Origin of the sequence: Streptomyces sp. NPDC005281, assembly GCF_040607495.1 — a bacterium.
In the GTDB taxonomy this organism is placed as follows: Bacteria; Actinomycetota; Actinomycetes; order Streptomycetales; family Streptomycetaceae; genus Streptomyces.
This window is the reverse complement of record NZ_JBEXGX010000004.1, coordinates 228,503-241,432: the sequence shown is the minus strand read 5'-3', so window position 1 is coordinate 241,432 and position 12,930 is coordinate 228,503. Positions and strand designations below refer to the sequence as shown.

The following is a 12,930-nucleotide window of genomic DNA, read 5'->3' as shown; positions in this document are numbered from 1 at the left end:
CCCGTGGATGATCGGGGCGTACGCTGAGGTGCCTGAAGGTCACGGTGCGCATCCGCTCCCGCGCGGACGCGCGATCGTGGCAGGGGGTGATCATGGGGCAACGCAGCCTTCGCAGCCGTCGGACGCTCTTCGAGCGCGAGGGTGAACTCTCAGCCGCCGACGAGGCGTTGAGCGACCTTGTCGGCCTGCGCCAGGAACCCGGCGAGCCTCCGGGCCGCCCCCGCGGCGCGCTCCTCGCCTTCGCCGGCCGGGCCGGGATCGGCAAGACGACCCTCCTCGGGGAAGTCCGCCGGCGCTCCGCGGCCAAGGGCTGCACCGTGCTGAGCGCGCGCGGCGGAGAACAGGAGCAGCGCGTCGCCTTCCATGTCGCCCGGCAGCTCCTCCAGCCGCAGCTCGCCGGATACTCCGAGGCCGAACTCCGCGTCTCCCTGGGTAGTTGGTACGCCATCGTCGGCCCCGCGCTCGGCCTCTGCGCGCCGTCCGAGGGCGCCCCGCCCGACCAGCAGGGCCTGCGCGCCGGACTCGACTGGGTGCTCACCCACCTCGCCGTGCAGCGCGCCCCGATGGTGCTCCTGCTGGACGACGCGCACTGGGCCGACGCCGAATCACTGAGCTGGCTCGCCGCGTTCGCGCCCCGCGCCGAGCAACTCCCCCTGCTCCTCGTCGTCGCCTACCGCCCCGACGAACTCCCCGAGCACGCCGAGGCGTTCAGGGGACTGCCCGGTCGTGCCGGACAGCGCCCCATCGGCCTCGAACCGCTCAGCGCCGCGGCCGTCGCCAGGCTCGTCAGGGAAGACCTCGGCACCCAGGCCGACGACGCGTTCTGCCGCGAGTGCTGGGCGGTCACCGCGGGCAACCCCTTCGAGGCCGTCGAGCTGACCGCCAAGGTCCTCGACCGCGGCCTCACCCCGACCGAGGACGGAGCGCACCTCCTGCGCGACCTCGCCGCCGCCGTCAAGGGCAGCGGCATCGTCGCCCGCCTGGAACGCCTCGGCACCGCGACCGTCCGCTTCGCCTGGGCCTGCGCCGTGCTCGGCACCGAGATCCACCCCACCCTCGCCGCCGCCGTCGCTGGCCTCGGCTCGGAAGAGGCCGCCGACGCGGCGGACGCCCTGCGCACCGCCCGCATCCTCACCGGCGCCGACCCCCTCGAATTCGTCCACCCGCTGATCGCCACCGCCGTCTACCGCGACATCCCCGGCAGCGTCCGCGTCGCCCTGCACGGCCAGGCCGCCTGGTGCGTGATCGACGAAGGCCTCGGCCCTGCCGCCGCCGCCCGCCATCTCATGGAGACCCACCCGGACGGCGACACCTGGATCGTCCAGCAACTGCGCGCCGCGGCCCGCGAGACCCAGCGCGCCGGAGCCCCCGACGCCGCCCGCCGCTACCTCGCCCGCGCCCTGCGCGAACCGCCGCCCTTCGAGGACCGCGCGGCCGTCCTGTACGAACTGGGCTGCGCCTCCCTGCTCACCGAACCGACGACCACGGTCAATCATCTGCGCGCCGCCCTCGAGGAACCGATCACCGACCCCGAGCTGCGCCACAACATCGTCTACCGGCTCTCGCAGGTGCTCGCGCACAGCGACCGTCTCGCCGAGGCCTCCGAAACCCTCGCCCGCGAGATCCCGGTCACCGGCGACGCCCGGGTACGCCTGCGCATGCAGTCCGAGCAGTTCATGTGGGACGCCTTCCGCGCCGACGAACCCGACTCGCCCGTCCGGTCCAGGCGGCTCGCCCGTCTCGCCGACCGGCTCACCGGCCACGACCTCACCGAGCGCTATGTCATCGGACTGCGCGCCTGGGACGCCACCCTGCGCGGCGAACCCGCTCCCGTCGCCCTCCACCACGCCGAGCGCGCCCTGGCCGGCGGCCTCGGCTGGGCCGAGGCCGACCGCGGCTTCGAGGTCCCGGTCCTGGTCGCCATGACCTTCATGTACGCCGACCGTCCGGGCCGGACCGAAGAACTCTTCGCCACCGGGATCGCCGACTTCGAATCCCAGGGCTGGCACGGTGCCCACCTCTCCTTCGGCTACACGATCCTCGGATACGTGCGCTTCCGCCGCGGCCGTCTCGCCGAGGCCGAGGACTTCGTCCGCGCGGGCCTCAGGCTCGCCGAACGCGTCGGACCGGGCACGCCCGTCCATTGGTACGCGGTGGGCACCCTCATCCAGGTCCTGCTCGCCCGGGGCCAGGTCGAGGAGGCCGCGCGCACCGGCGAGGCCTACGCCTTCCACGCACCCTTCTCGGCCGCCGTCACCTTCCCCGACGCCCAGACCGTGTACGGCGAACTCCTCCTCGCCCGAGGTCTCGTCAAGGACGCCGCCACCGAGCTCGCCTCCGCCGGCCGCCGCCTCGACGCGCGCGGCATGCGCAACCCCGCCTGGTGCCCGTGGCAGCTCCACCTGGCCCACGCCGAAAGCCACGACGCCCTGGAGCGGGCCGTCGCCACGGCACTCGAAGCGGTGAACCGCGCCCGCCTGTACGGCGCCCCCTCCGCGATCGGCCAGGCCCTGCGCGTCGCCGCCGAGGTCTCGCCAGGACCGGACCGCGTCCAGCTCCTCGAAGAGTCCGTCGGACATCTGGAGCGTTCCCCGGCCGCCTACGAACTGGCCTGTTCCCTGGTCGCCCTGGGCACCGAGCTGCGCCGCGCCGGACGCCCGAGGGAGGCCTCGGAGCACCTCTACCGCGGGCTCGACGCGGCGGTGCAGTGCGGTGCCGACGGCCTGATCGAGGACGCCCGTGACGAGCTGGCCTCGGCGGGACTGCGGCCGCGCCGTCTGCACAGCACCGAGACGGACACCCTCACCGCCCGCGAGCGCACCGCCGCCGCGCTCACCGCCCGGGACCGGACCCCGGCCCAGATCGCCGAGGAACTGCACATCGACGAGCACGCCGTCACCCGGCTCCTGTCGGCGGTGTACCGCAAGGTCGGCACCGACCGCAGAGGACTGGCGGCGGCACTGGGAGACCAGGCAGCCACGTCCTGACGCCGGCGGGCCGCCCCGCACTCCGGCACACGCAGCACTAGCGGGGCCCGGCACACACAGCGCCGGGCCCCCGCTACACGCGGCACCCGCGGGCCCGCACGCACAGCGCCCGCGGCCCGCTGCGGACGCCTCCCGTGGGGCCCGGTACGCGCCCGTGCACGTACCATTGCGGCATGTCCTTCCTCCGCCGCCGCAGCGCCACGCCCGCCGGGCCCGAGTTCGATGTTCTGGCCATGGATCCGGGCGACTGGCCCGGCAATCTCGGCGCGGGCCTGCTGCCCGCCCCCGACGGCAGCTGCCAGGGCGTCTTCCTGCGCTACGACCTGTTCGGCGGCCGCGGTCCCGCGATGATCATCGGCAACCTGCCCGAGGGCTCGCAGGCCCGGGACGTCGCCGAGAACGAGGTCCCCTTCGAGGTGGCCCAGCTGCTCATCGCGCTGGAGAACAACGAGGAGGTCACCGTCACCGGGACCGAGGACATGCCGGTGATGCAGGGTGACAACCTCCTGATCGTGCGCCGGCTGAAGCTCTCCGAGACCCGTATCTCCTGCGTCCAGTTCGACCGCAGCGACAACGTCCTGGTGACCATCGCCGCCTGGGACCGTCCGATCACCGACGACCTGTACGCGCTGCTGAAGCCGCTCCCGGCGGAACTCTTCCAGCAGGGCTGAGGCCGAACTCCCCGCCGGGCGTCAGAGTTTGAGGGTGAACCAGGTCGTCTTGCCCACGTCGGTGGGACGTACGCCCCAGTTGTCGGCGAGCGCGCGGACCAGGATCAGCCCGCGTCCCGACTCCTCGTTCTCACCGGCCGTACGGGGCTGCGGCAGATGCGGGCTGCGGTCGCTGATCTCCACGGTCAGATCGGTCGCGCTGCGGCACAGATGCAGGCCGATGGGTCCCTGGGCGTGCTGCACGGCGTTGGTGAGCACCTCGGAGAGCAGGAGCCGGGCGTCGTCCGTGGCGGGAATGCAGTCCCAGGCGGTCAGCGCCTTGCTCAGGAAGGCGCGGCCCTCCGGCACCGATTCGGGCGCCGCGGGCAGGTCGGTGTTGACGGTGGCCAGGGGCCCCTCGGGGAGCCGGGTGAGCAGCAGCGTGACGTCGTCGTTGTGACCGTTGCTGTCGGGCAGCAGCGCGGACAGCACATGGTCGGCGGCGTCCTCAAGATCGGGCGCCTCGGCGAACAGGTCCGTGAGTGTGGTGGTGAGCTCGGTGAGCTGATCCTCGATGTCACTGCCGGGTGTCTCGATGAGACCGTCGGTGTACAGGACGAGCGTCGCCCCGGGCGGGACAACCGAGGTCGCCTGCTCGTAGAGGATGCCGCCGACACCGAGTGGCGCGTTCACCGGCGCGGGGAGTGGCCGGGCGCCGGCGGGCGTGGCGACCAGGGTCGGCAGATGCCCGGCCGAGCAGACCGTCACCTCGCCCGCGTCGGCGGAGATCACCAGATAGCAGCAGGTCACGAGCTGGTCGGGCACATCCAGATCGCCGACCACGGCCTCCAGGGCCTGCATCAACTGGCGTGGCTGCATACCGGTCTTGGCCAGGGCGTGCGCGGCCGAGCGCAGCTGGCCCATCACGGCGGCGGCGTCCAGACCGCGGCCCATCACATCACCGATCAGCACCCCGACCCGGCCGGCTCCCAGCGGGATCAGGTCGAACCAGTCACCGCCCACCCCCGCTCCCTGCGTGGCCGGCCGGTAGCGGCTCGCGGTGGTCAGACCGGGGATGGCGGGCGGGGTGCCCATGAGACTGCGCTGGAGTGTGAGCGCGATGTGCCGCTGCTGCTCGTAGAGGAAGGTCAGCTCCGCCTCGGCCTTCTTGCGGTCGCTGATGTCCCGGACGATCGCGCACGCGCCGATAACCGTGCCGTCCGCGTCACGGGTCGGCCACAGCGTGATGTCCACGTCCAGCAGGGCCCCCGAGCGGGTCAGCCGCAGGGTCTCGAAATGCTCGACCTTCTCACCGCTGCGCAGCCGGTCGAGCAGCAGGTCGATCTCGCCGCGCCGCTCCACGGTCGCGAGCAGGGACACGTGCTTGCCCATCACCTCGGTGCGTGAGTAGCCGTACAGCCGTTGCGCCGCCGCGTTCCAGTAGGTGATGTGACCGTCCAGGGTCTTCGCGAGGATCGCGTCCTGCGAGGACTCCACGAGACCGGCCAGTTCGTTGATGCGGGCCTCGGCGCGCTTGCGCTCGCTGACGTCACGGACGGCGGCGGAGACGAGGAGCCCGTCGGTGGTCTCCAGCGGGCTGAGACTGATCTCGACGGGGAACTCGGTGCCGTCCTTGCGCAGGCCGTGGAGTTCGAGTCCGGCGCCCATGGGGCGCACCTGGCGGTTGTCGGAGTAGCCCTTGCGGTGACCGTGGTGATGGGCGTGGAAGCGGCCGGGCACGAGGAGTTCGACGGGGTGACCGAGAAGTTCCTCGCGCCGGTAGCCGAAGAGGGCCTCGGTCTGGGCGTTGACGAGTCTGATGGTGCCGGTGTCGTCGACGATGACCATGGCGTCGGGCGCGGCCTCCAGCAGACCCCGAAACCTTTCCTCGGCGGCTTTGCGGTCGCTGACGTCGCGGACGGCGGCGGAGACGAGAAGCCCGTCGCTGGTCTCCAGCGGGCTGAGACTGATCTCGACAGGGAACTCGGTGCCGTCCTTGCGCAGGCCGTGCAGTTCGAGTTCCGCGCCCATCGGGCGCACCTGGCGGTTGTCGGTGTACCCGTCGCGGTGGAAGGTGTGGTGGGCGCGGAAGCGGCCCGGGACGAGGAGTTCCACGGGGTGGCCCAGAAGCTCCTCACGGGTGTAGCCGAAGAGGGCCTCGGTCTGGGCGTTGACGAGTCTGATGGTGCCGGTGTCGTCGACGATGACCATGGCGTCGGGCGCGGCTTCCAGCAGACCTCGAAACCTTTCCTCCGCTCCCGCCGGTGCGTAGTTGCGCGGCTCACCCCCGCACTCGCACCGCCGGGGGGCCGCCGCACCCGCCGGCCGCGTTGAAGTCTCATTGACGAAGTTGCCCATGCCCGCCCCAGGGTGTGCCGTGTTGCGTGAACGGCCCATCAGAGCGTACGGAGAGCTGGGGCGCGGTTACATGTCGTTAACTGGGTGGACCACGGCCGAACCTGTTCTCGACGGCACTTTCCCTGGTCGGTTGCCGGTGTCATTGTCTTCAGCCGTCCGGACGCCGGGCCCGCCTCGCACGGACCCGGCCCCGAACCGCCCGACGGACTACGGAACCAGGTCCACGTCCGCCGCCCGCACGAACTCCACCCGGTGCCCGTACTGGATCTCGTAGTACATGTCCGTACCGATCACGACCCGGTGCGGGGCCGTGTCGAAGGTCGGCGCGTAGAAGTACTCGCCGGGCACCTTGTCACCGGCCGCGTAGCGCTGGCCGGCGAGGATCTTGTAGGGCAGGGGCGAGACGGCCTGGACGGGAACGCCCGCCGGGTACGCCTCCTTCTCCGGGTACGCCCTGCCGTACACGGGGATCTCCGCCAGACCCTCCTTGGGCGTCACCGCAGGACCCGACGCCCGCACCGCGGTCGGCTGCTCGCGCGGGTTCTCGAACCAGGCCTTCCGGCCCAGGTACCAGATCGCCGTCCAGTCGCCGTCCCTGCCGGCGAACGCGTACCGCTGCCCGGTGGAGACACGCGAGGCGACGTCGTTCACGCCGGTCGTCGAGGCGTCGCCCTTGGGATACAGGCCGATGTCCTGGATCAGCGGCGAGCTCTCGTCCGGCTGGGAGTAGAGGCGCACCTCGCTCGATCCGTGCGCCGCGCAGGGCTCGCCCTTGGTGACACAGCCCGTGTACAGCGGCTGGTTCGCGTCGAAGTCGGGCAGTACGGTCACCAGGCCGCCGACCTTGCCGAACGTGCGGTGGAACGGGTGCCCGAGAAGCGTGAAGTAGTGCTGCCAGTCCCAGTACGGGCCCGGGTCCGTGTGCATGCCCGGGATGGTGGAGGTCGTGGGCCCCGGCACGTTGTCGTGCCCGAGGATGTGCTGGCGGTCCAGCGGGATGTCGTACTTCCGGGCGAGGTAGCGCACCAGACGGGCCGAGGCCCGGTACATCTCCTCGGTGTACCAGGTGTCGGGCGCGGTGAGGAAGCCCTCGTGCTCCAGGCCGATCGACTTCGCGTTGATGTACCAGTTGCCCGCGTGCCAGGCCACGTCCTTGGCCTTCACATGCTGGGCGATGTGCCCGTCGGTCGAGCGCAGGGTGTAGTTCCACGACACATAGGTCGGGTCCTGGACGAGGTTCAGCACACCGTCCCAGGTGCCTTCCGTGTCATGGATGACGATGTACTTGATGCTCTGCGACGCGGGCCGGTCGCCGAGGTCGTGGTTGCCGTAGTCGCCGTCGCCGAACTCCGCGTACGGGGCCGGGATCCACTCGCAGGACACGGTCCGCGGGCATTCCGTGCCGTCGGCGGAGACCGTCCGCAGTCCCGCGCGGCGCAGCTGCGCGGTGTCGGGGCTGAGCCCCGGCTGAGCGGTGAGCGTCACCTGCTGGCCCGCGTCCGTGGTGCGTCGCTCACCGGTACGCATCACGTCGTACGCGTCGTCGGCGTAGGTCGCCGCGGTGGTGCTGTCGTCCGCTCCCGAGAAGCGTGCCACCGCTGCGTACCAGTCGGAGGCGTCGTCGCTCAGCGGCTCGCCCAGGTCCCGCTGCGCGGCGGCCAGGAGCGCGGCGCCGCCGGCGACGTTCGCCGTGGCGTCGGTGCGCAGGGTCTCCGCCGGCAGGCCGGTGAGACCGGCGGCCTTCGTCAGTGTCTTGAACCGGGTCGGCAGCTGGGAGTTCGCGGGCACCTGTGTGTCGGGCAGGAGGGCGCGGCGCGAGCTGTCGCCGCGGGAGTCCTCCGTGCCGTCGCTGTGATGCGGGGTCGCGGCGATCGCCGTGCGGGCGTCGGTCAGGTGCATGGGACCGTAGCCGCCGGTGACGCTCGGGGCCCCGGCGTGTGTGTCCCAGCGGGACTGGAGATAGGAAACGGCGAGCAGCACGCTCTGCGGAACGTGGTACTCGTCGGCCGCGGCGGCGAACGCCCGCTGCAACCCGCTCGCGGGCACCTCCCCGGCCGCGCTCGAAGGGGCCGCGCCGAGCAGCGGCAGCAGCAGCGCCGCCGAGGCGACGGCTCCCGCGGATCTGCGCGCGCGTCTGTGCCTGGTGGTGCTCCTGGGTTCGGTGGCGGACCGGTGCAATGCAGCCTCCTGGGACGGTCGGGCGCGGTGGGGCGAGCGAGAGCCGAACGCGTCAGTGCTACCGGCTCTTCGACGATCCGTCAATCATGCGCAGGAAGAGGCGATTTCCCATGTCAGCGTGGGGTGAAGTGGTTTCGTGGCGACGGCCTCCCGGCCTGCGGGGCGTCAGTGGCATGGACCAATGCTCCGGTCGTCGGGCCGTGCATGAGGGAGGTCCGCGCCGAGCCGGTGAGGCGGCGGCAGCGCGGACCTCCGTCCCCCTTCAGCGAGTGCCGACCGCCGCGCGTACGGCCCGGCGGGCCAGCTGGCAGTCGTCGTGCAGCCGCCTGAGCAGCAGCCGCTGTTCCTCGCCGGACGGCACGGCAGCCGGGTGCGCCGGGCCCGCTGCCGCCGGGGCCGCGTCGTGCAGGGAGCGCTGCACGGCCATCTCGTACGTACGGATCTCGCGGGTCAGGACGATCATCAGGTTCACCAGGAAGGCGTCCCGTGCCGCCGGACCTGCCGACTGCGCGAGCTGGCTGATCTGACGGCGCGCCACGGGAGCGTCGCCGAGGACCGCCCACAGCGTCGCCAGGTCGTAGCCCGGCAGATACCAGCCCGCGTGCTCCCAGTCCACCAGCACTGGACCGGCCGGTGAGAGAAGGATGTTCGACAGGAGGGCGTCGCCGTGGCAGAACTGCCCCATGCCCTGGCGGCCGGAGGACGTCGCGATGCCGTGCACGAGCTTCTGGAGGTCGCCCATGTCGCGGTCGGTGAGCAGCCCCAGCTCATGGAAGCGGGAGATCCGTTCCGCGTAGTCGAGCGGGGCGTTGAAGGTCCCGGCCGGCGGGCGCCAGGCGTTCAGCCGGCAGATGGCGCTCAGCGCGGCGCGGATGTCCGTGCGGGGTGGGGCCTCGACGGGGTGGCGCTGGAGCGCGGCCACGCGGCCCGGCATGCGCTCGATCACCAGTGTGCAGTTGTCCGGGTCCGCCGCGATCAGCCGGGGCACCCGAACAGGCGGGCGGTGCCGGACGAACAGACGGTATGCAGCTATTTCGTGCCGGATCCGCTCGGCCCAGACGGGGGAGGGATCCAGTAAACACTTGGCGACCGCCGTGCTGCGTCCCGTCGTGCCGACGAGGAGCACGGAGCGTCCGCTGCGGCGCAGCACCTGCACCGGGGCGAACTCCGGGCAGATCCGGTGCACCGACGCGATCGCCGTGCGCAGCTGGGCGCCCTGGGGGCCGGACAAGTCGAGTCTCCCGCTGAGCGGTTGGGTGCCGAGCCCCGGCACGCGCCGTGTCCGGCCGGCACCGAGTACGGGGGCCGCCTGACGTGCGGGGTCGAGATAAGGGCCGCTGCCCACCGGGCGGGGGTACAACGACCGGGGCGGAGCGGACACGGAGGACGATGCTGTGTACATGGGCGAAACAGATCCCTTCGTGTGCCTGCAAGTTGCCGCGCTGCCCGCCCCGGCCGCCTGGTTCATCCTGGGGAATGTCCCTGGCAACCGGGTCGGGGTGGCGCGTTCCTACCTGACACCCGACGTCCACTGGCACACCATCTGGCGCACCCTGGCGAACCCTGGCGAATAGTCGCTCAGCAACTGACAGGCGGTTACTGTCGAAATCAGCCGAGAACCTGGGGGCTTGACGTGAACGGACAACCCAACACCCGTCTGTCGGACCTGTTCGGCCTGGCCGGCTGGTCCAAGGGTGAACTCGCGAGGCTGGTCAACCGGCAGGCGGCGGCCATGGGCCACCCCCAGCTGGCGACGGACACCTCGCGGGTGCGGCGGTGGATCGACATGGGAGAGATCCCGCGCGATCCGGTGCCGCGGGTGATGGCGGCTCTGTTCACCGAGCGTCTCGGCCGTGTCGTGACCATCGAGGACCTCGGTCTGGTCAGGCACGGGCGTACGGGGAAACGGCAAGGCGACGGGAGTGTGGAACATCCCGATGTGCTGCCGTGGGCGCCCGACCGAACCGCCGCGGTCCTCACCGAATTCACGGGAATGGACCTCATGCTCAACCGACGCGGCTTGGTGGGCGCGGGTGCCGCGCTCGCCGCGGGATCCGCACTCAGCCCTGCCATGCACGACTGGCTCCGCAACGATCCGGCCCTCGCGGCCGACGCTCCGCAGTTCGAAGACCCCCTGCACGCCGACCCCGCCGGGTTCGACCGCTATGAGGCCGCCCCCATCGGGTCGCAGGAGATCGAGGAACTGGAGCGCTCCGTCGAGGTGTTCCGGGCCTGGGACGCGGCCCGCGGCGGCGGGCTGCAACGCAAGGCCGTGGTGGGCCAGCTCAACGAAGTGGGAGGCATGCTCTCCTACCGGCACCCCGATCATCTACAGCGGCGCCTGTGGGGCGTCGCCGCCAACCTCGCCGTCCTCGCGGGCTGGATGTCGCACGACGTCGGCCTCGAACCCACGGCGCAGAAGTACTTCGTCATCGCGGCCCACGCGGCCCGCGAGGGCGGCGACCGGCCTCGCGCGGGGGAGGCGCTCTCCCGGGCGGCCCGCCAGATGGTGCACCTGGGCCGGCCCGACGACGCGCTCGACCTCATGAAGCTCGCCAAGTCCGGTTCCGGCGACGAGGTGCTGCCGCGTACGCGGGCGATGCTGCACACCATCGAGGCCTGGGCGCAGGCGTCCATGGGCAAGGGCCAGGCCATGCGACGCACCCTGGGCATGGCGGAGGACCTGTTCGTCTCCGACCGCGGTGACGTACCGCCGCCCAGCTGGATGCAGTTGTTCGACGAGGCCGACATGCACGGCATGCAGGCGCTCGCCTACCGCACCCTGGCCGAGCACGAGCCGGCCGCCGCGGCGACCGCGCAGCGGCACGCCAAGGAAGCGCTGAAGCTGCGGGAGTCGGGGCGGGACCGGTCGAAGATCTTCGACCACATCTCGCTCGCGTCGGCCTGCTTCATCGCCGACGATCCCGAACAGGCCGACCGCTACGCGCGACTGGCCCTGACGTCGATGGGCTCCAACTCCTCCCATCGCACCTGGGACCGGCTGCGCGAGATGTACCGGCTCACCGGGCAGTACTCCAGCTATCCGAAGATCAGCGATCTGCGGGAGCAGATCAAACTCGCGCTGCCGAAGGGTTCGCTCAAGCCCAGGCGCGGCGACAGCGCGCGCGTCTAGGGGGCTTGCTTCCTTCATGCCTCCTCGCGCGGGCGGGTGTTCGGCGCCCGCCGCGACTCGGCGGCTCGGCTGACAACGGCGTCGGTCGCCGTCAGGACCCGATCCGGGCGATGAGCACGCAGGCGTCGTCCTCGCGCTCGGCTCCGCCGAACTCCTCGACAACCATCCGAATACAGTCCTGGGCCGTACGGGCCTCGCCGAAGCGTGGGGCCAGGTCGAGCAGCCTCTGGACGGCCGCCACTCCGCCCTCGCCCTCGGCCTCGTCCGGGCGCTGGGCCTGTGAACGCCGGGGGATCAGGCCCTCGGTGCGCAGGAGCAGCAGGTCGCCCACGCGGAGGCTTTCCTCGGCCTGCCCGTAGACGGCTCCGGAGGTGGCTCCCAGCAGCACGCCGTCCGGTGCGGTCAGCGTGCGCCCCGTCCCGTCGCGGTACAGCAGCGGGGCGGGGTGTCCTGCCTGGGCCCAGCTGAGGGTGCGGGTCGCCGGGAGGTAGCGGCAGCAGACGGCGCTGCCCAGGGCGGGCTGGACGGTGACGTCGAGCAACTGATTGAGCCAGGAGAGGAGTTGACCGGGCCGGGTGCCCGCGACCGCCATCCCGCGCAGGGCGCCGAGCAGCATCGCCATGCCCGACGTCGCGGTGACCCCATGGCCGGTCAGATCGCCGACGCTCAACAAGGTCTCGCCGTCGGGGAGTTCGAGAGCGTCGTACCAGTTGCCCCCGATCGGCGCGCCGGCCGACGACGGGAGGTAGTGAGCCGCCACGTCCAGCGCCCGGGGTCCCTGGCGCGGGAAACGCAGGGAGCCGCGCCAGGGCGGCAGTACGGCCTCCTGGAGTTCGAGAGCGAGCCGGTGCTCGGTCTGCGCGACGTGCTGCCGGCGCTGGAGGGATTCGCCGGTCTCGCCCACCGTCCGCTGGCTGCGGCGCAGTTCGCTGACGTCGCGCAGCACGGCCCACATCGACGCGGTGCTGCCGTCGGGGTCGAGTACGGGCTCACCCATCATGTGCACGGTCCGCACTGAGCCGTCGGGGCGCGTGATGCGGAATTCCCCGTCGATGGGCTTGGCGTCGATGAGGCAGTCGGTGACCATCGTCGTCAGCATCGGCCGGTCCTCGTCCAGGACCAGCGAGGGCAGTTCGTCGAGAGTGAGCGGGGGAGCGGCGGCGTCGCGGCCCAGGATCTGGTAGAGCTCACCGGACCAACTGGCCTCGTCCGTCAGCAGGTTCCACTCGGCGCTGCCGACCCGGCTCAGCAGTGAGCCCGGCCGGGGCGCGGCCGTCGCGGTCCGGCCGGCGGCGGGGGCCACCGGTGGGACGGGCGCCTCCGACGGGCCGTCCCGCAACTGTGCCAAGTGCGAGTCCAGGTCGTTCAGTTGATGCAGAGCGAGATTGCACAGCGCGCGCTGCCAGCGACCGTGCGGGTCCTCCTCGTCCGCGGGTGCCTCACGCCGTACGGCGTCCACCTCGCCGCGCAGGCGCCGCGTCTGCGAGATGAGCGCGTCGACCGTGCCGCGGCTGGGCGGCTGGGCGGCTGAGCGGTCCGCAGAGAGATGGGGTGGCATGACGTACTCCGATGCGGGACGGTACGACCTCGGTGAGGGAAGGACCGCTACGACTGTCGCACAGCC

8 protein-coding genes are annotated in these 12,930 nt (G+C 71.9%); 4 read left to right on the top strand and 4 right to left on the bottom strand.

Translation table 11 applies throughout. The annotated features are described in order from the left end of the window. Positions 1–92 precede the first annotated feature (92 nt). Both ABZV42_RS08170 and ABZV42_RS08165 read left to right on the top strand, forming a co-directional pair. Positions 93–2,987 (top strand): AAA family ATPase, encoded by a 2,895-nt coding sequence (locus ABZV42_RS08170; RefSeq protein WP_356051234.1) that lies wholly within the window; start codon positions 93–95, stop codon positions 2,985–2,987. A gap of 173 nt (positions 2,988–3,160) precedes the next feature. Then, a complete protein-coding gene (locus tag ABZV42_RS08165; protein WP_326789595.1) occupies positions 3,161–3,658 on the top strand; it encodes a hypothetical protein in 498 nt (165 codons plus the stop codon). 21 nt (positions 3,659–3,679) lie between these two features. On the opposite strand, the gene ABZV42_RS08160 is transcribed toward ABZV42_RS08165, so the two are convergent. The 3 genes from ABZV42_RS08160 to ABZV42_RS08150 all read right to left on the bottom strand — a co-directional run bounded on the left by ABZV42_RS08160 (position 3,680) and on the right by ABZV42_RS08150 (position 9,575). After that, a complete protein-coding gene (locus ABZV42_RS08160; RefSeq protein ID WP_356051232.1) occupies positions 3,680–5,995 on the bottom strand; it encodes a PAS domain S-box protein in 2,316 nt (771 codons plus the stop codon). Positions 5,996–6,202: 207 nt separating this feature from the next. Beyond that, positions 6,203–8,173: a peptidoglycan recognition family protein gene (locus ABZV42_RS08155; protein WP_356051230.1), complete on the bottom strand. Its 1,971-nt coding sequence runs from the start codon at positions 8,171–8,173 to the stop codon at positions 6,203–6,205. Between the two features lie 262 nt (positions 8,174–8,435). After that, the gene (locus ABZV42_RS08150; protein WP_355980346.1) at positions 8,436–9,575 is read right to left on the bottom strand and encodes an aminoglycoside phosphotransferase family protein; all 1,140 of its coding nucleotides are present in this window, start codon (positions 9,573–9,575) and stop codon (positions 8,436–8,438) included. Here ABZV42_RS08150 and ABZV42_RS08145 point away from each other — a divergent pair. Together ABZV42_RS08145 and ABZV42_RS08140 are read left to right on the top strand one after the other, a co-directional pair. Then, complete coding sequence (locus ABZV42_RS08145; RefSeq protein ID WP_158997174.1) at positions 9,574–9,747, top strand: hypothetical protein; 174 nt, start codon at positions 9,574–9,576, stop codon at positions 9,745–9,747. The two genes, ABZV42_RS08150 and ABZV42_RS08145, sit on opposite strands and share 2 nt — an antisense overlap. Before the next feature lie 59 nt (positions 9,748–9,806). Then, on the top strand, positions 9,807–11,306 hold the full coding sequence (locus ABZV42_RS08140) for a hypothetical protein (protein ID WP_356051228.1): 1,500 nt from the start codon (positions 9,807–9,809) through the stop codon (positions 11,304–11,306). A gap of 91 nt (positions 11,307–11,397) precedes the next feature. Here the strand turns inward: ABZV42_RS08140 and ABZV42_RS08135 are convergent, their stop codons facing one another. Then, the gene (locus tag ABZV42_RS08135) at positions 11,398–12,864 is read right to left on the bottom strand and encodes a SpoIIE family protein phosphatase (RefSeq protein ID WP_355980338.1); all 1,467 of its coding nucleotides are present in this window, start codon (positions 12,862–12,864) and stop codon (positions 11,398–11,400) included. Positions 12,865–12,930: the final 66 nt, after the last annotated feature.

Coding starts and splice junctions, on each gene's coding strand:
- ABZV42_RS08170 (WP_356051234.1), top strand. CDS start 93: ATGGGGCAACGCAGCCTTCGCAGCCGTCGGACGCTCTTCGAGCGCGAG.
- ABZV42_RS08165 (WP_326789595.1), top strand. CDS start 3,161: ATGTCCTTCCTCCGCCGCCGCAGCGCCACGCCCGCCGGGCCCGAGTTC.
- ABZV42_RS08160 (WP_356051232.1), bottom strand. CDS start 5,995: ATGGGCAACTTCGTCAATGAGACTTCAACGCGGCCGGCGGGTGCGGCG.
- ABZV42_RS08145 (WP_158997174.1), top strand. CDS start 9,574: ATGGGCGAAACAGATCCCTTCGTGTGCCTGCAAGTTGCCGCGCTGCCC.
- ABZV42_RS08150 (WP_355980346.1), bottom strand. CDS start 9,575: ATGTACACAGCATCGTCCTCCGTGTCCGCTCCGCCCCGGTCGTTGTAC.
- ABZV42_RS08135 (WP_355980338.1), bottom strand. CDS start 12,864: ATGCCACCCCATCTCTCTGCGGACCGCTCAGCCGCCCAGCCGCCCAGC.